This window comes from Leeuwenhoekiella sp. A16 (genome assembly GCF_047946675.1).
In the GTDB taxonomy this organism is placed as follows: domain Bacteria; phylum Bacteroidota; class Bacteroidia; order Flavobacteriales; family Flavobacteriaceae; genus Leeuwenhoekiella.
In genome coordinates this window covers 2,751,837-2,771,236 of the sequence record NZ_CP172313.1, presented here as the reverse complement: position 1 = coordinate 2,771,236, position 19,400 = coordinate 2,751,837, and the positions used below count along the sequence as shown (strand labels likewise).

The 19,400-nt window shown below is 36.7% G+C and carries 13 protein-coding genes; 9 read left to right on the top strand and 4 right to left on the bottom strand.

Translation table 11 applies throughout. From position 1 onward, the window contains the following. Positions 1 to 128: 128 nt before the first annotated feature. Complete coding sequence (uvrA, locus tag ACH3O9_RS12210) at positions 129 to 2,681, top strand: excinuclease ABC subunit UvrA (protein ID WP_416440810.1); 2,553 nt, start codon at positions 129 to 131, stop codon at positions 2,679 to 2,681. 98 nt (positions 2,682 to 2,779) lie between these two features. Here the strand turns inward: uvrA and ACH3O9_RS12205 are convergent, their stop codons facing one another. After that, the gene (locus ACH3O9_RS12205; RefSeq protein WP_416440808.1) at positions 2,780 to 3,868 is read right to left on the bottom strand and encodes a phosphatidylinositol-specific phospholipase C1-like protein; all 1,089 of its coding nucleotides are present in this window, start codon (positions 3,866 to 3,868) and stop codon (positions 2,780 to 2,782) included. 432 nt (positions 3,869 to 4,300) lie between these two features. On the opposite strand from ACH3O9_RS12205, the gene ACH3O9_RS12200 reads away from it, so the two are divergent. From ACH3O9_RS12200 to ACH3O9_RS12190, 3 genes are all read left to right on the top strand, one after another. Beyond that, positions 4,301 to 7,351, top strand: a complete 3,051-nt coding sequence (locus tag ACH3O9_RS12200; RefSeq protein WP_416440806.1) for a SusC/RagA family TonB-linked outer membrane protein — start codon at positions 4,301 to 4,303, stop codon at positions 7,349 to 7,351. Between the two features lie 3 nt (positions 7,352 to 7,354). After that, complete coding sequence (locus ACH3O9_RS12195) at positions 7,355 to 9,118, top strand: RagB/SusD family nutrient uptake outer membrane protein (protein WP_416440804.1); 1,764 nt, start codon at positions 7,355 to 7,357, stop codon at positions 9,116 to 9,118. 88 nt (positions 9,119 to 9,206) lie between these two features. Beyond that, positions 9,207 to 10,973: an alkaline phosphatase gene (locus ACH3O9_RS12190; RefSeq protein ID WP_416440802.1), complete on the top strand. Its 1,767-nt coding sequence runs from the start codon at positions 9,207 to 9,209 to the stop codon at positions 10,971 to 10,973. On the opposite strand, the gene ACH3O9_RS12185 is transcribed toward ACH3O9_RS12190, so the two are convergent. After that, positions 10,974 to 12,812 (bottom strand): metallophosphoesterase family protein, encoded by a 1,839-nt coding sequence (locus ACH3O9_RS12185; protein ID WP_416440800.1) that lies wholly within the window; start codon positions 12,810 to 12,812, stop codon positions 10,974 to 10,976. 466 nt (positions 12,813 to 13,278) lie between these two features. On the opposite strand from ACH3O9_RS12185, the gene ACH3O9_RS12180 reads away from it, so the two are divergent. From ACH3O9_RS12180 to ACH3O9_RS12170, 3 genes are all read left to right on the top strand, one after another. Further along, positions 13,279 to 14,820 (top strand): glycogen synthase, encoded by a 1,542-nt coding sequence (locus tag ACH3O9_RS12180; RefSeq protein WP_416440798.1) that lies wholly within the window; start codon positions 13,279 to 13,281, stop codon positions 14,818 to 14,820. 20 nt (positions 14,821 to 14,840) lie between these two features. Continuing rightward, positions 14,841 to 15,584: a class I SAM-dependent methyltransferase gene (locus tag ACH3O9_RS12175; protein ID WP_416440796.1), complete on the top strand. Its 744-nt coding sequence runs from the start codon at positions 14,841 to 14,843 to the stop codon at positions 15,582 to 15,584. Between the two features lie 120 nt (positions 15,585 to 15,704). Further along, on the top strand, positions 15,705 to 16,490 hold the full coding sequence (locus ACH3O9_RS12170) for a membrane metalloprotease (protein WP_416440794.1): 786 nt from the start codon (positions 15,705 to 15,707) through the stop codon (positions 16,488 to 16,490). Positions 16,491 to 16,672: 182 nt separating this feature from the next. Here the strand turns inward: ACH3O9_RS12170 and ACH3O9_RS12165 are convergent, their stop codons facing one another. Continuing rightward, entirely contained in the window at positions 16,673 to 17,557 is an 885-nt protein-coding gene (locus ACH3O9_RS12165; RefSeq protein WP_416440792.1) for a hypothetical protein, read from the bottom strand. 382 nt (positions 17,558 to 17,939) lie between these two features. On the opposite strand from ACH3O9_RS12165, the gene ACH3O9_RS12160 reads away from it, so the two are divergent. Continuing rightward, on the top strand, positions 17,940 to 18,104 hold the full coding sequence (locus tag ACH3O9_RS12160; protein WP_416440790.1) for a hypothetical protein: 165 nt from the start codon (positions 17,940 to 17,942) through the stop codon (positions 18,102 to 18,104). Between the two features lie 124 nt (positions 18,105 to 18,228). Continuing rightward, on the top strand, positions 18,229 to 18,423 hold the full coding sequence (locus ACH3O9_RS12155) for a hypothetical protein (protein ID WP_416440788.1): 195 nt from the start codon (positions 18,229 to 18,231) through the stop codon (positions 18,421 to 18,423). Between the two features lie 26 nt (positions 18,424 to 18,449). Here the strand turns inward: ACH3O9_RS12155 and ACH3O9_RS12150 are convergent, their stop codons facing one another. Then, entirely contained in the window at positions 18,450 to 19,145 is a 696-nt protein-coding gene (locus tag ACH3O9_RS12150) for an HAD family hydrolase (protein ID WP_416440786.1), read from the bottom strand. Positions 19,146 to 19,400 lie beyond the last annotated feature (255 nt).

The following is a 19,400-nucleotide window of genomic DNA, read 5'->3' as shown; positions in this document are numbered from 1 at the left end:
CTTTTAAAACTTGTATGGTGCCATTATGAAGTAAGTTCATAAGGAAAAAACATAAATATTCTTCAATTCCTAAAATAAAAAAATACGCTTAGCTGATTAGTGGTATGTTTTTTGACCAATCCGCTGTCATGAAACAAACGCTTAGCAAAGAGAAGACAGAAAAAGGGTTAGTAACTATAAAGGGAGCACGACAAAACAATCTTAAAAATATCTCATTAGAAATTCCGCGTGATGCATTGGTTGTATTTACGGGGATATCAGGATCAGGAAAGTCTTCACTTGCTTTTGGCACTTTATACGCTGAAGCTCAGCGACGATATCTAGAATCAGTTTCGCCCTATGCTAGGCGCCTTTTCCATCAAATGCCAATACCAGAAGTAGATGAAATTGAAGGTTTACCACCCGCTGTGGCCTTACAGCAGCAACGCGGTACTGGTACTAACCGCTCTTCTGTAGGTTCGGTCACTACATTGTCTAATTTGTTACGCATGTTATATTCCCGTGCGGGCGATTATCCAGCCAATCAACCTCTTTTGTATGCTGATTCATTTTCAACCAATACAGCAGATGGAGCCTGTCCAGAATGTCACGGACTTGGCAGGGTATACCAGGTAACAGAAAAAAGCATGGTCCCTGATGATACTTTAACCATTAGGGAGCGAGCCATTGATGCATGGCCAAAAGCCTGGCAGGGAAAAAATCTTCGTGACATTCTGGTAACTTTGGGTTATGATGTTGACATTCCATGGAAAGATCTTCCACAAAAAGACCGTGACTGGATCTTATTTACTGATGAACAACCACAGGTACCAGTATACCGGGACTTTAACCGAAAAGAAGTAAAAAGTGCTATCAAAAATAAAATTGAACCCAGTTATAAAGGTACGTTCACAGGTGCTAAAAAATATGTGTTACACACATTTGCAAATTCGCAGAGTGCGTTAATGAAAAAACGTGTGTCACAATACATGCTTAGCAGTGAATGTCCTGTCTGTCATGGCAAACGGTTAAAGCGCGAATCACTTTCAGTTACTTTTGCGGGTTATGATATTGCCGATATTTCCAGGCTGCCACTAAAAACATTACGATCAATCTTCTTTCCATATAGTGATGGCTCAGCACCTGGGCTAATTAAATTAGAAAACGATCATAAGGAGAAAGCTCTAGTGGCACAACGCATTGCTGAAGATTTTGTGTCTCGTGTTGATATTTTGTTAGAATTAGGACTTGGTTACTTATCGTTAGAGCGTACTACACCTACCCTATCTCCTGGCGAGCATCAGCGTTTAAGATTAGCCACTCAGGTGCGTAGTAATCTTTTTGGTGTAGTGTATGTTTTAGACGAGCCTTCTGCAGGCTTGCATCCAGCTGATACAGAAGCTCTGTTAAAAACATTAGATAGATTAAAAGCCAGCGGGAATTCGCTTTTTATTGTTGAGCATGAATTAGACGTAATTCGCAATGCAGATTGGCTGGTAGATGTTGGTCCGGATGCAGGTGAAGGTGGTGGTGAGATCTTATATAGTGGCATACCAGAAGGCTTAAAGAATATTTCAAGATCTAAAACCAGAGAACATTTATTTGATGATCGCCCATTTACATTGCCAGCGCACCGGGAACCTTTAGGATGGTTGCAATTAAGTGAAGTTACCCGAAATAATTTAACAAATCTTGATGTGTCTTTTCCTTTAGGTGTATTAACCAGTGTGACTGGCATTTCAGGTTCAGGTAAAAGCAGTTTGGTAAGTCAGGTTTTGGTAGATTTAATGTCGGCGCAATTAGGTAAAGTACATTCAGCAGAAGACGAAGAAGATGATGACTTGCAACAGGACGTTGTAGAAACAATAGGCGGTAAAATTACTGCTGGCGGCGAAAACATAAAACGAATGGTCGTGGTCAATCAGAAACCTATTGGTAGAACACCGCGTTCTAACTTGGCAACATATACAGGCTTGTTTGATATAGTAAGAAAATTATTTGCTTCTACAGAATTGGCTAAAAAACGCAAGTATAATGCCGGCCGATTTTCATTTAATGTAGGTAAAGGACGTTGTCCTAACTGTGAAGGAGAAGGCTTTGTTATGGTTGAGCTATTATTTCTTCCTAGTGTATACGCCCCCTGTCCTGTATGCAGTGGTACACGTTACAATGATAAAACCTTAGAAATAACTTATCAGGATAAAAATATAGCTCAGGTTCTAAATATGACCGTTAATCAAGCCACTGACTTTTTTGAAAGAGATGACAGAGTACTTAGAACACTTGAAATTTTAAAAGAAGTAGGTTTAGGATATTTACGTCTGGGACAGCCCGCCACAGAACTTTCTGGTGGGGAAGCTCAGCGTATAAAGCTTGCTAAAGAATTACAGCGTACTAATCGAGGGAATACGTTATATATTTTAGATGAACCTACAACAGGATTGCATCCTACAGATGTAGAGAAATTACAGCTTCAATTGGAAAGATTAGTTGATGCAGGAAATACGGTAATTGTTGTAGAACATGATATGCAAATAATCGCCGGTAGTGATTGGGTTATTGATATAGGACCGGGAGCTGGAGAAGAAGGAGGAAAAGTGGTAGCAACAGGTACGCCCGAAGAAGTGGCAAAGAACAAACAAAGTAAGACAGCACATTATTTAGCCAGAAAATTAAATGGTCACCCTGCACTTATTGCTTGAATAAAAGGATGATTTAAATTAGATTTAAAAACCCGTAATGAAGATTATGGGTTTTATTTTTCTGTGAATTTCCTAGCTTAAGGTCTGCAATTTCCATATCATTTCCCATTTAAAGGATTCTCTCTTACAAAACCACCGTCATCAAAACTGATATGATATGAAGATTTAAATAGTTTACTGGGTAAATAATAGTCTGTGGTAATGATTTGTGCCCCTGAACTTTTAGCAGCTTTAAAATTTGAATAATCATTATTTCTTGCTTCCGTAGTATTGGCATCAGCGCGGGTTCTTATGATATATCCTTTATTTACTAATTCAGGAATATTTTTATTTTCAGGATCATTTATAATCATAGCGGCAGCTTCGGGACTGCCTGCTTCTGCATTGATAAACATCACTCTTCCGTTTAATGAGGGATGTCCTTCAGAATAGATATACCTCTTTTCACCTTTGGCATCTAAAATAAAAAGAAATTTGCCTTGCCCCTGTTTTAAAGTTGGCCAGTTATTGTGGAGTACAGCTTCTTCTAAAGTAGAATAATCACCTTTCACATCTTCCGGAATTATAATATGATCACGCCCTAAGTTTCGCAATAAGGTTGAATCAAGTGCTGTAAAAATTTCATTTGTAAAAGGCTCAGGCGTTGTTCCAAAACCATTACTATCTCCATCCTTAGGTTCTAAGGTTATAAAAATTGTCTCATGATTTGAATGAGCATCAGACCATTTTCTAAGATCAGCTAAACACTCTGCTAAAAGATAATAATCACTTCTAAAGTCAATATCAAGAACGTGCAGCATTTTAAAACCAGAGAGATTCATTTTGCCCTCTGGGTCATACACAGGTTGTTCTCTAACCCATTCTAAACCTTTCGGTTTTGCAAAGCGCCCTCCTTTCTCGTCAGCATATGCATCGAGTTCAAGATTGCGCAAACCCATATTTAATTGATCAATAATAGGAATATGCTCGTACTGCAAACTGTAAATGCCACCAGTTGTGTCCTTTTTTTCTAAAAACTTAAAAAGTTGTGGCGCTATCGCTTTTTTGTAACTGTTGTGTGACCCAATAACCTGCAACTGGTTTATTCTTCTGATTTGTGATACCTCATCCTTTTCTTCCTGACCATAGGATAAGAAAGGAGAACAGTATGTGACAAGAACTAAAACAATAAGAAAATATCTTTTCATAAGAAGGTTTATAGACAACTGTAAAAGTAGAGTGACTGTGTTAACTAAGAGTAAAATGAAGAATAAGGTATGTAAACACGAACTACTTATTATAACTATTTACAACCTTTTCGTAAGCGGGTTTATGTTAACCAAAAATTAGTTGAAGCTTTTATAAAGGTTATGAAAAATGAAGAAAACAGATTTTAATTAACCCTATGATAAATTCTAAAAAAAGAGAAAGAAATACAGATTCATTTATTTAGAGGTACTCTAAAAACCCGAAAAATAATTAATAAAAACCCCTTAAAATGACATAAAACCAGCCAAAAACAAGTAAAAATCTCCAGAAAAAGCTTGAGTCACGCAATAGGCTTTCGCGAAAAAAAACCGTAGCTGCTACCAACAACTACGGCATTATAATTAAGCAATGTTAACCAATTACTTAAATACATGTATTTTAAAATTACACATTTAAAATCGAAAGAAATCCTTTTTGGTCTTTCGGTTTTATTCTTTTCACAACTGGGCCAGGCGACAACCTTTACCGAGTCTGAAATTTATAATAACGCAACCCTCAATTCCCTACAACAAACCATTACCGGTACAATAACAGATGACAAAGGAGTTCCGCTGCCTGGAGCTACTGTTAGGGTAATAGGGAGTAATGCAGGAGTAACAACAGATTTTGACGGGAATTTCTCTATAGAAGCAAATACAGGCGATGTTCTGGAAGTTTCTTTTGTAGGTTTTCAAAACTACGAGGTCGCTTTATCAGGACAAACTACATTAAATATTCAATTAGAAACAGCCACTTCTCAATTAGATGAAGTAGTAGTTGTAGGATATGGTACCCAGACTAAAAAAGACCTTACCGGTGCGGTAAGTCAGTTATCTGCAGATGACTTTAAAAAAGGCGTAAATGTTTCTCTAGACAATCTGCTTCAGGGTAAGGTTGCCGGTGTTCGTGTTGTTCAATCCAGTGGTGAACCAGGCGCAGGAGTAGATGTTTCCATTCGTGGTATCGGGTCTATTCGTAGTGGTAGTACTCCACTATTTGTGGTTGATGGAGTTCCGCTAAGTAATGAGAACGTGAGTGCAGGAAGCCCAGATTTTGGCTTAGGAAATTCTACAGCAAAAAACCCTTTAAATTTCTTAAACACATCAGATATTGAGTCTATTACTGTTCTTAAAGATGCCTCTGCCGCCGCTATTTATGGAGCACGTGGTTCTAACGGGGTTGTTATTATTACTACTAAACAAGGTAAAAAGGGTGACGCCACTATTACAGTAGATTCCTATTTAAGTGTAGCGCAGGTCATCAACAAAATTGATGTTTTATCTGCAAGCGAATATCGCGATGCCATAACAGATCCTTCTTACGATCATGGTGGCAATACTGACTGGCAGGATGAATTGTACCGCGATGCGATCACGCACAATCATAATTTTTCTTTTGCGAAAAAGACCGAAAGTGGGAACTACTATGCTTCTTTATCTTATATGAATCAGGAAGGTATTGTAGAAACAAGCGGGTTTGAAAGAACTACAGCCCGTTTAAATGCCGAAGAGTCCTTTTTTGACAATAAGCGATTAAGGGTGAAAATGAATTTAACCGCCAGCCAGATCAATGAAAATGGTGTTCCTAACGGCGCAGATGCCGGGTCTGATGGGCAGCTTATTATTCATGCCTTAATGGCAAACCCCACTCGTTCTGTTTTTGATGAGAATGGTGAGTACACTAATTTCAACATGAATGCACATTACAACCCATTGTATTTACTGCATATTTATGATGATAAAACAGAAACACTACGTGTACTAGGTAATATTGAAGCTACTTTAAGAATTATTGACGGGTTAGAGTACAAATTCAATTTAGGGATAGATCGCTCTAGTTCTGAAAGAAATTCTACCATTTATCCTAATGTCACAGACCGTACTCCTGACGGGGCTTATGTGCAGAATAATCTAGATTCTCAAAGCTCTTTGATGGAACATTATTTAACCTATAAATTCGGGTTCGATCAAAGCAAATTTGAAGTGCTAGGTGGTTTTTCTTATCAAAAATTCAACTTCTCTGGCACTAATTTTTCAATATCAAACATTGCTGATATGGGCAGCGGTGTAGCTCCGGAATACAATCCGGGATATTCGGGAGAACAATCAGTAGTTAGTGGGTACGCTCAGGAGAATGAATTACAGTCTTACTTTGGGAGGGTTAATTACAATCTTGCAGATACATACTTAGTCACTGCTTCAATACGCGCAGATGGATCGACTCGCTTTGGCGAAAACAATAAATACGGCTACTTCCCATCATTTGCATTGGGCTGGTCTTTAGATAAAGAAAATTTCCTTCAAAATATTGAAGAAATAAGTCAGTTAAAATTAAGAGCAAGCTGGGGGCAAACAGGTAATCAGGAAGTGCAGAATAAGATCACTCAGGCTAGTTATTCTCAATCTGCTCCCGGTGGTTATTATTTATATGACGACTTTAATTTGATAAATGGTATTGTCGTAAACAGAACTGCAAACCCAGATTTAAAATGGGAAGTTGTAACTCAATTTGATCTGGGGTTAGACTTTAGTTTATGGGATAATAAATTATACGGTTCATTAGATTATTATAATAAAACCACAACTGATGCCATTTTAAATATTCCTTCAGAACCATTAAGCCCTACCACCACTATCTGGAAAAACATAGACGGTGAAATCGTGAATAAAGGATTTGAATTTGCTCTTGGTTCTCAACTGGTAAATACTGGTGATTTTTCATTAACATTAGATGTTAACGGTGCTACTCTCAACAATGAGATCAAAGATCTACCGGTTTCAGAATTGTATTCCGGAAGCATTGCAGGCCCGGGATTATCTGGCGTAGCCGCAAACATTTACAAGAGTGGATATGAAGCCGGTGCCTTTTACATGTTGAAGCATTTAGGTTTTGACGCAGATGGTATTGACATTTTTGAAGACTTTAATGACGATGGAGTGATTAACAGTAATGACCGCCAAATATTTGAAGGTGCTTTACCTAATTTCACTTTTGGCATCAACACAAATCTCACTTATAAGCGATGGGATCTGGGATTGGCCTTTATTGGCCAGACCGGTGGTTATTTGGTCAACAATACCAACCTCGCATTAAACATCAACAATTTAGCTTCAGACCGAAATGTCTTAGCAGAGTTTTATGAAGCGGGCGCTAACACACAAAATACTCCGCAGCTTTCTACATTATATATGGAGAAATCAGATTTTCTTCGTTTAAACAATGCCAGATTAGGATACAGTTTTAATGTGGAAAATTTAAACTGGCTGCAAGGGGTAAATCTTTACCTAAGTGCTCAAAATTTATTTACTATCACCAACTATTCAGGATATGATCCTTTGATTAACAGTCCGCGTTCATCAGGAGGAAATCAATCTATAGGTATAGATTATACCACCTATCCGTGTTCAAGATCATATATGATTGGTGCAACTCTTAAATTATAATAAATGAAAATTTCTAATATAAAATCTAAAATATTATTCGTCTCTCTTTTTAGCATTACACTCTTTAGTTGTACAGATCTGGAAGAGGAAGTTATAGACGAAGTGATTGGGGGGCAAAGCTCTAATCCAGAAAGTGCTATGGCTGCAGCTTACGGGCAACTTGCAGAAGGAACGTTTACAGATCATGGCAATGTATTTGGCCTGCAGGAATATCCTACAGATGAGTGCATGCTCCCTACGCGCGGTAGTGACTGGGGAGATGGTGGTAAATGGCGCGCTTTAACTGAATTTACCTGGGGTACTAACAACGCTGCAGTGGCTTCAACATGGAATGCCCTAAACAGCGGAATTACTAAATCTCTAACGGCTATAGAATCTTTACAAGCCAGTCCAGATTATGAAAATCATGAGTTATTTTTGGCAGAAGCCAGAGGATTATTAGCTTTCTATGTTTACACAACTCTAGACTTATTTAATCAGGCACCATATAGAGATCCATTTTCTGAAGATGCTTCGTTAGAGATTCTGCAGGCAGATACAGAGATCGATAATTTAATTACAGAAGTTGAATCAATAATCCCTCAACTTGCAGATCTTGGGCAGCAACGCACCTTTAATGGTCGTTTTACCAGACAAGCAGCTTATGCCCTACTGGCAGATATGTATTTAAACAGAGCTGTATTTAAAGATCGCTACAATGCTTCTTCAAGTTTTGATTTTACAGAAACAGCTGTCGACAACAGTGGCGATGATATGGATAAAGTCATTCATTATACTTCTTTGTTGATTGATGGAAATTTTAGCCTGGAGAGTAATTATTTTGACAATTTTGCCATTGATAATGCTGAAGGTTCAGAAAGTATATTTGCAGTCACACAGCAAAATGATAATATACGCAGAAGTGATAATGACTTTGCATATATGCCTATGGGGCGTGCTCAAAAGCCTACACCAGATAACAGAGGTACAAACGCTTCTAGCGTAGAACCTGAGTTTTATTACACCTGGGATGGTAATCATGATGATCCTCGTTTTCACCGCTACTATGATTATTCAGACGGGACCTGGTTTATGAATGATGGCACTACTGGCAGCGTACCTGCAGAAGATGTAAGACCAGACACCGGCTTGCCTTGGTTTCACTTTAACAGAGGTTTATTAGCCGGTCAACAATACGGCCCAACCCTTGACGGTAAAGGTGGATTTGAAATGTCCACAGATGGCAGAATCGCCATTAGCAAGCTGTATATGGAAAAAAACACAACCGTTCCTATGGACTTTACTCCAGAATTGGATTTAGATAATCCACAACAAGCGGTTTTCTCTCAGGATCAAATAAACCGAGGTGTGCGTAATTTTAAATGGGAATTTGATCCCGAATACGGAAACGGAAGCAGCGCAGTTGACATACCTTTATACAGATTAGGAGGCATTTACTGCATGAGAGCAGAAGCCTATTTTAGAAAAGGACAAACTGGTAGTGCTTTAACAGATATCAACCTTTTACGCACAAGCAGAACACGTGAAGCTTTGTTTGATAATGCTCCCGGGAAACCTATCGCATCTATCGATGAAGAAACACTGTATAATGAAATAGGTTTTGAAATGTATTGGGAAATGAACCGTCGTAAAGAAATGATTCGTTTTGGCACCTACGACAGCGCTTATACTGCAAAAGCTGTGACCCAGCCTTATTTGAGAGTGTATGCGATACCTCAGGAAACTATAGATGTAACCGCAGAGATTAGTCAAAATCAAGGTTATTAAACTAAGAACAGAAACTAAATAAATTAAAGGAGTGATTTCTAAATTCACTCCTTTTTTCTTTTTAATTTAAAATCGAAACATCTGAAGAATGATGAATAAAAAACTAAGCATACAAATATTAGGAATGCTTTTGCTGTTAGTATCAATGGCTGGCATTGCCCAGAATAAATACAAACTGCATGCTCATAACGATTACGAGAAAGAGTTTCCGTTTTGGGAAGCCTATATACACGGTGCAAACTCTATAGAGGCAGATGTATTTTTAAAAGATGAAAAACTATATGTCACACACGCAGAACAAGAAATTAACGATAACCAGACGCTGAAAAACCTCTATTTAGACCCCATTTCACAGCTCATAAAAAACAATGAACTTCGTGAACTACAATTACTAGTTGATATTAAATCTGAAGCTTATTCTACCCTGCAAAGCATTATCGAAGCTGTACAAGAAAATCCGGAGTTAACTGCAAATAAAAAGCTTCGCATAGTAATTTCAGGAAACAGACCGGCACCTGAGGATTACATAAAGTACCCTGAATTTATTCAATTTGACCATCAAAGTTTAGATGATTTAGACAAGATCGATCTGGAAAAAGTCGCTATGATCAGTAAAAGTTTTGGCTCTTATTCACATTGGAATGGTTTAGGAAGATTAACTGAGACAGATCTGGAAAAAGTCAAAACTGTAATTAAAAAAGCGCATAGCACAGGGAAGCCCTTTCGGTTTTGGGGAGCGCCCGATACAAAAACTGCATGGAGCAGGTTTGCAAACCAGGGAGTCGATTTTATAAACACAGACGATCCCGCTCTCGCCTCAGCGTTCTTAAAAGATCTGGATAACAGAACTTTCACTTTAGATGATCCAATTTCTGTTTACAAACCTCAATTTGATTATGACACAAACAGCAAGCCTAAAAATGTTATTTTAATGATAGGCGATGGTAATGGCTTAAGCCAAATTTCTGCTGCGCTAATTGCTAACAGAGGTGAATTAACGCTTACCCAACTTCAGGAAAATGGCCTGATAAAAACTTCCTCTTTTGATGATCTGGTCACAGATTCTGCTGCCGGCGCCACAGCAATAGCTACTGGAACAAAAACCAATAACCGCGCTATAGGAACCGCTCCCAATGGCAAAAATCTAAAAGATCTTACTGAAATCCTCTCAGCAAACGGATTCATAAATGGCATTATCACGACAGATAAAATTACAGGAGCTACGCCTTCTTCTTTTTTTGCACATCAAATAGAGCGCGATAACAGGGATGAAATTTTACAGGATCTCAACAACAGTACAATAGACTTCTTTATTTCTGAAGGAACTGACGATTTTGAGAAGATTAAAGGAGCTTTTGTGCAGAAAGAAATTACTCAATTTGAAAATTTTGATCAGCGCACAGCGGTGTACCTTTCTCCAGACAAATCAAGATCAGAAAATGAGTTTACAAAGGATATAAAAAAAGTGCTTCATGCATTAGAAGATCAGGATAAACCCTACTTTTTAATGATTGAAGGTGCTAAGATTGACTCTAACGGCCACGCAAATAATACAGGTGGAATTATCAATGAAATGCTTGATTTTGATAAGGCTATTGCCGAAGTTTTGAAGACTGCAGATAAAAACAAAAACACGCTGGTGGTAATTACAGCAGACCATGAGACATCAGGATTTGGTATCATGCAAGGCAACCTTAAAGATGGCACAGTAGAAGGTGGTTTTTTATCTAATGATCATACCGCGAGTATGGTTCCTGTATTTTCTTATGGCCCGCAAGCTCATAATTTTACAGGAATCTTTGAGAACACAGCAATTTTTGATCGTATTTTAAAAGCTCTAGAAATAACCCGATAATTAGTCTAAATCGTCGATTTTACCCGTTTTTAGGTCGATTTTTAAATGATCTGCAGGTAAACCATTTAAGAATTTGTTGAAAATGCTCATAAACAAATAGAGTTTTTGAGCATTTTTATTAGATGTTTTTTGATAAGTAGTATTCTTTAAAAATGCATCAATTATTTGAGCATATTGCGTTAAGCGTTGCGAAGGAATATCCCGAAAAGCGAGTTTGTCTGCATTTCTCACCTTGTAAAAATCGGTTATCATTTGGTCTGCATTCCATTTCGCGTATGCATTTAAATCACCTGAAGTTTCCCCTTTAACGCCTGAAATTGCTTTCTTATCTTTTAGAAATTGTTCCGGACTTAAATCATCTTTATAATTTGCTAAGAAAAGGAGATCTTTTCCGTTAAGATTAGACAGAAATACATAAAAATCTTCAGGCCAGTCATTTGGTATAAAGCGCAGTTTGATCAAACTCTCAAGATGCCTTTCGGCGAAATCATGGTAATTTTTGGAATCTAGAATTTCATGGTTCCAAACAGGTTTCCCCACGCTTTCTAAATATTTATATTCTTGCTCATAAAGTGGAAACAACTGCTTAAAATTTGGGACTTCATCAATTGTAACAGTCTCAACTTCTGCAGTGCCTTCAACTAAAGTTAAAAGTTTGTAACCGGGAATATAGGCGGCCAAAGAAGGCGTCTGGATATTGACTAAAAAAAAGCCTTCACCGTAGTCTCTTTTCCCCGTATCATTAATGTGCATGTGGCCGGCAAAATGAATTTTCACTCCGGCATGCGCAAGGGTTTTGGCAATACGCTCTTCAGGAACTCGCTCTAATTGCCATTTGTTTTCGCCTAACAAATCTTTTAATTCTGAAGAAGCATCTTCATTAAAATCAATTGCTGGGTAATGACTAAAGGCTATTAGTTGTTTGTTGTATTTTTTCGCTTTAAGCGCCACATTTTTAATCCAGCTAAACAGATGCTTTTTATAATCAATCGCGTTATTATACCCTTTTCCGGCGCCGCTTAAACCTCCATTTTGTTGAGGAATGTACGTATTACCATCAATTGCGAGAAGCCAGACACCATCAACAGGTTCTACCAGATAAGAAGCATCGGGGATTTTAAGCGTATCATTTAACTGGTACATCCGGTTTTTTAGTCTCCCCGCTTTCCTGGCTTTTTTAAAGGAATAGTTCTCATAATTATATTTAGAAAATGGAGTTTCCCAATACAGATAAGATGCCTGCGGATTAAAACCAAAATGGCTCAATGTTTTTAGAATTGTTTCATAGCCTGCATGCTCAAGTGCACTTTCTATTATTACATCATTTTCACCCGATTTTGGCGTGTACAGCCCGATTTTGCTATAAATTGGCTGATTTTTGCCATTTGCACCTAAAAAATCGTTTTTACCTCCCGCGATATTAAAAGGCTGAACAGGATCATGATTTCCTGTGGTAATGAAAAATGAAATACTGTACTTTTCCTGATATTCTTTTAAAATTTTTGAAAGCCCTTTAAGATTTAAAGGCTGGCCATCATCAGTATAATCACCGGGCAATGCCACCAGTTTTATACCCCGTTTAGCAATGTCATCAAGCACTGCGCGCAAGGCAAAATAGTTCTCATTAAAAAGCCTGGTTGAATGCAATTGCGCATTCATCGTTCTTATTTTAGCTTTTTTGTTTGTGCCGGGAACAGGAACACCATCAAAATTTGCATAATCTGCATAGATATCCAGCAAATGAATATCTGCAACAAACGCGATCTGCGTAGATTTTTCCTGAGCTTTAGTGACTAGCGGAAATAACAGAATTATAAGAAAGAAAAATTGTTTTAACATTGGTAAAATTTTAGGCTAGTTTACAATCTATAATTTTATTTACCATTACCTCTTTGTTAAGTAACCGGCTGCTTTTTCGCCTTTAGGCTAAAACATTTCTAGCGGGGCATCTCGATCTCAACATTTTTATTACAGAAATAAACTATTAGAATGGATACCCAAATCTGTCTCTTGGTTAGCCTAAATGATTCTAAAATTAAGCAGAACTATCTTAGATTTTTGCCGTAATAGTTTTAATAACAAACTTATATTTACTTCGTGCTAGAGATAATTTTGCTGATATTTTTCTCATTAGAAAATCGGCAGAATTATATTAAAAATCGCCTAAAATTGACAAAAATCGATGCGTCATATTATAAAACCAGTGAAGTTTAGCCTTTACTTAACAAAATATTGATTTAAATACATACAAAAACCTCCCTCAAATTATTATCTTAAATAACCTAAAACATTAATTTTTTGCTACATGCTTAATTTCCTTTTTGTTGCTTCAGAAAATGATGCTATTCCAGAATGTAAAGCCGGCGGTATGGGCGATGTGGTGAGAGATGTACCCAGGCAAATTTCAGAAAGAGGTGACCGCGTTCATGTAGTTGTTCCGGCTTATTCCAGACTACATAAAAATGCAAAATTTGTGGCTAATCTTTTCTTTAAATTGAGAGATGAGGATTACCGCGCAGAGATCTATGAGGTACAACCTAAAAAAGAGTTTGAAAATATAACGCATTATGTAATTCACCATCCCGAAATACAAAGTGGCGATATTGCGCACATTTATCACAATGACCGGCTGGAGCCGTTTTACACAGATGCCATTAAATTTTTCGTTTTCTGTAAAGCCGTTTCACAAGCGATGCTTCAGGGAGTTTTTGGCCAATTAGATATTGTGCATTTGCATGACTGGCACACCAGTGCTCTTCTATTTATAAAGGAATACGATCCTAATCTATTGATCTTAAAAAATATAAGATACGTTTATAGCATTCATAATCTGGCCATTCAGGGAATACGCCCTCTTGATGGTAATTATTCTTCAGTAAAGAGTTGGTTTCCACACATGAATTATGATTATGAGAAGCTTAAGGATGACAGATATCCTGATTGCATTAATCTTATGGCTGTGGGTATACGCCTTGCAGACGCTGTGCATACCGTTTCCCAATCGTACAAAGATGACATACAGCAACCCAGCAAACCGCCAGAATTTATAGGTGGTGAAGGGCTGGAAAAAGATTTGCAGGCGGCAAACAATGAAGGCAGATTGTTTGGTATTCTTAATGGTGCTAATTATGCCAATATAAGAAGCGCAGAAAAAGGAAGATTATTTCCTAATATCATTTTGGCGATATTTAAATGGCTTCAGCAGGAATCAAAGAAATACAAATCAGATTTCCTTGCTCACACCGGTGAACAGTTAATGCCTTATTTCGAAAACAAACCCCGGTTTATTTGTTCAAGCGTTGCGCGTTTAACAGAGCAGAAATTTTACTTTTTCAAAAGATCGCCTGAAGCGCTGATTGAAATTTTAAAAAAGCTGGAATCTGTAAATGGAATTTATATGTTGCTTGGAACCGGTGCCCCGGAATATGAAGAGCTTTTGCGAAAAATTAGTTATGAATACCGAAATTTCATTTTTATAAACGCACAGTCTGAAGATGTTATAGATTCTCTTTACTTAGAAACTGATCTCTATTTTATGCCCAGCCTTTTTGAACCATGCGGTATAAGCCAGATGCTTGCCATGCGTAACGGCAATCCTTGTTTTGTACATAATACCGGCGGTTTAAAAGATACTGTAGAAAATATGGTTACCGGTTTCTCTTTTGATGGAGAAACTTATGATGATAAAATAGCCAATATGGTAGCAGGTTTTGATACTATTCTTGACATTTTTAATAACCAGAAAAGTAAATGGAAAGAGATACAAAAGAACGCTAAAGCGAAACGATTTACCTGGAAGGCTTCTCTTGATGAGTATTATAAAGACCTTTATGAACTCCCACAATAACAAGCACACTTATAAATAGAATGCAAACCCCAAACACAGATATTTTTGGCAAAGCCATAATTGATTTTTACGAAAATAACTATAGCGAAGACATAATCGTACACTCTTCTATTGCAGAAGATGATGAGATTCCTGTTCCTTATTTATTCCGCGATTTTCAAGAAATGCCACAGCTTGAGCAAACAGCATTAAACCTCGCTACAGGCAGCACGCTTGATGTAGGTTGCGGTGCCGGCAGTCATGCACTTTATCTTAAAGAGAAAGGGCTGGCCGTTACAGCGATTGATACATCACAAGGAGCTACAGAAATTTGTAAAAAGCGCGGAATATCGCGCGTTTTTAATACCAATTTGCTCGATTTTACTGCTCAAAATGCCGATAAATTTGACACGATTTTACTTCTTATGAACGGCAGCGGAATTTTTGAAAGCATTAAAAAATTCCCTCTTTATCTGGAACATTTAAAAACCTTACTTCAGGATGATGGGCAGATTTTTTTAGACTCATCAGACATTTCATATATGTTTGAAGAAGAAGACGGTAGTTACTGGCGAGATGCGGCTCGCGATTATTATGGTGAGGTAACTTTTAGTTTAAGTTATAAAGGAGAACAATCTGCAACATTTAACTGGTTGTATCTTGATTCAGAAACATTGAATAAAGCGGCTAAAAAAGCAGGATTTAATTGTGAAATTATAGCAGAAGGTGAGCATTTTGATTATTTAGCAAAGCTTACTTTACGAAAAGAAGCTACTAAAAATTAACTTTGAAGCTTTAAAAACTGGCTCTAATCAGTGTGTTTTTCTGTTAAAACCAACGTTAAAGCATATTTCAATTTTAAGCTAGATGGCAGGATTTACATACTTTTAGCCAAAATACACCTTATGTTAAAAAAACTGAGTACCCCCAAATTTGTAATTGTATGTTTTATTGCACTTTTAATTACTTCCTGTTCAAGCGATAGTGATTCTGATGTTGTTGAAGGTGGCAGTAACTCAACTGCCGAAAATAAACAAGCTCTTGGTGAGTCTGCACACGATTTTCTTTCTGCAGATGATTTTACAAGTCTCCAGCTTGAAATAGGATATGTTGAGGGTTTTCGCCCAACGCAGACAACTATAAATAATCTCGTACAATTCTTTGAAGACAGAATACACAAACCAGACGGCATTAGCATTAAAGAAACTGTTGTGCCTGCTACTACTCAAGGTACACTAAGTACAGATGAAGTTGTCACCATAGAAAATGATAACCGTACAGAATATAATGCAGGTGATGAACTTGCAGTGTGGGTATTTTTTGCAGATAATAATTCAGAAAAAGATGAAGGTAACAGTGTTGTTTTAGGTACGGCTTACCGCAATACTTCTTGTGTGATTTTTGAAAAGACGATTCGCGATTACAGTAGCTCTGTAAATGGTTCAAACCAGTCGTTAATAGAAAGCGCTACGATAATGCATGAATTCGGGCATTTGTTTGGCCTTGTGAACGTAGGTTCAGAAATGCAACAGGATCATGAGGATAATGAAAATAACAGTCACTGCACTAACGATAATTGCCTTATGTATTATCAAACTGTAAATGATGTTTTTAGCATGACCGGTCTTAGTTCGCTGCCTCAATTTGATGAGTTTTGTTTAGCAGATCTACGCGCAAACGGCGGTAAATAATATTCCAATATCATAAAAAAATAACCTCATTTTAAATTAAAATGAGGTTATTTTTTGGCCAGAATTGAGCGATTTTGACCTCTTTTTAACCGATTTTTAGTAAGATAACAAACAAAAAATCCGCTATCATACCAAAGTATAATAGCGGAAATTCAACCTACATAAAATAAGTCTTAATATTTTTAGTCGAGTACTAAAGTTGTTTGAGCTATAACCTGACCACCGTCAAATACATTGATCTTGTAAACTCCTTTTTCAAAACCATCTCCTTTTGCTGCAATATTCTCGCAGATATCAAGAGCAGTATTTTCGTAATAAAATTTAGACAGCGCGCTGTATGTTACGTTTGTAACGCTATCAATTGCCACTGTTTTATTTTCACCTAAAATATTGTTTTGCGGGTCTAGCACCTGCACATACAATTCTTTATCACCAGGCTCTGCAATTCGGTTTTGTGGTACCGTGTAGCATGCGCGTATTCTGTCTACACGTCTCGCCCGGTCGTTCTCTACCAGTTTACCAGAATTGCGTACTATAACTCCTGTACCAGTTAATTTGCTTGCTGTAAGACTAGAGCCCAAAGCAACTTTCTCTGCAAGGCGATCTTTAATAGAGCTTATAGAATCACGGCGCATTTGCTCTACTTCAAGCTCGTATGTTGTACTGTCTACGCGCATAGCGAGCATTTTATTCATACCTTTTAAAGAGTCATTCTGAGCAAAAAGATATTCACGTTCTTTCTTCAGTTTATAAACCTCATCTCTGTAACGACGCAGAACAGAAATATCTGCTTCCATTGTTTGTACGCTGTCAATCAATGTTTGTATTCTGTCTCTCGCTTGATTAAGGTCTGTGTCTTTTAGGTTGTTTTCTTCAATTACTGCATCGTACTTACTAACCATCTGTTTAAGATCATCTAATACGATTTGTTTTTCTTTTGTTAGTTCTGCCTTTGTATTTTTCTCTTTGTTGTACAATTTAATGGCAAAGGCTCCGGCAACAATAAGGAGCACAGCAAGTATCCCCGTTATTATCTTAATACCAGAATTTTTATTCTCATTTTCCATAAATAAATAATTTGATTAGTGTGGACTTTTACGCCTTACCTGCTTAACGCATTAACACTGTTAAAAGTGTATATATAATCTTGCTTGCCAAAAAAATTAGCTAACATTTAACGTAACATCTTAACAAAGGTATAAAACTTATTTCTGGTTTTTATAAAATCTAATATTATGCACGTATAAATTGATATTCAGGTAGATAACATATAAATTTATCTTTAAAACCAATTTTATTTATCAGTTTTAGCTTTCGCGAAAGCTAATATTGTTTAACAGTCTAACAAACCCCAGAAGAAACCATAAAATCGAAATAATTTCATAATTCTATTAAATCTGAAAATCTGAAGGTAATTTTGGTTTGGGTATATTTGGCAAAACTAAATTCATGAAACCTCAGTATCACAAAACAATTCTGCTATTTGCCATTTTATCATTGATTGCAGCCATTATTTACTTCTTCTCACCTAGTTTCTCAAAAGGTCTTTTTGTAGGATTGGGAGTTGCTGCAGTGATCTACGTTATCCGTGAATTTTTGCCTAAACGAAAATAAGCGAACCAAAAAATCGGTCATAATCAAGTAAAAATCAGCTAAAAGGATCAATTATCTCATTTTAATTTATTTTATCATTTTATGATTTAAAATGAATTATATTGGCATATCTAAATCAATGATTATGAAAAATTTAAATATATCCCCGCTTACTTACATTGTTTCTACTGTAGGAATTTTATGTATCGCTTTTGATCTTATGCCACAAACCTGGGCAGGAGTAATTAGTGGCGTTTTAGCATATAATCTTATGCAAAACCACAAAAAGACAATAGACAAGAAATTAAAACTTGTATATAACCGCGTTAAGCGCTTTTAATCAAAGTAATCTTGTGGGTCAAAGAATTAGAGTAAATCTATTAATTCTTTGGCTTCACTTAGAGCTTTAAATTTAGGGTGATTGATATCATCTTCTACTTCTTCATGCGACCATGTTGTATGAAACGGGATGTGAAAAGCATACCCGCCCATTCCCAGAACTGGTATAACATCAGACTTTACAGAGTTTCCTATCATTAAGAATTCATGAGGCTCAATATCAAGATGCCTAACTAGCTTTTTATACTGCTTCTCCTTTTTATCAGACACGATCTCAATATGATGAAAGTAATCTATAAGGCCAGATTTTATCAACTTACGTTCCTGATCAAGAAGATCACCTTTTGTCGCGACTACGATCTTATATTTTTTTGATAAGTGTTTTAATACATCCTCTATTCCCGGTATAAGTTCAACCGGTTCTGCGAGCATTTCTTTGCCCAGGTCTAGCACAAATTGTAACAAATCGCTATCTACATTTTGCTGTGTAATTTCTTGCGCGGCTTCTATTAGTGAAAGTATAAAACCTTTAATACCGTAACCATATGTACCCAGATTTTTAATTTCGGTATCTAATAAGATCTGTATGATTTCATCCTCGCTATAATTAAGATAGCTCAATTTTTTCGCGAAAGCTTTTTCTGCATTTCTAAATATCGTTTCGTTTACCCACAGCGTATCGTCTGCATCAAAAGCGATGACTTTAATCGTATCTAAATTCACGTGTTTAGCATTAATTATTAGAGCACAAAATAAACAATTGAATATCGTTTTATACTCCTAAAATCTGCTAAAGTATTCTAATTAAGAAATTCATTTAAAATTCAAACTTTCTATAGGTGAGAATTCCATAAAAACTGAATTGTCATTTTTTGAATTTAATAAAAGAAAAGACCTAAAAATCTTAAACTCATAAATCTGTATCGATTTTAAGTTTCATAACCTCGCCAAGGCAGATTATTGTTGTCTTTAACAGCT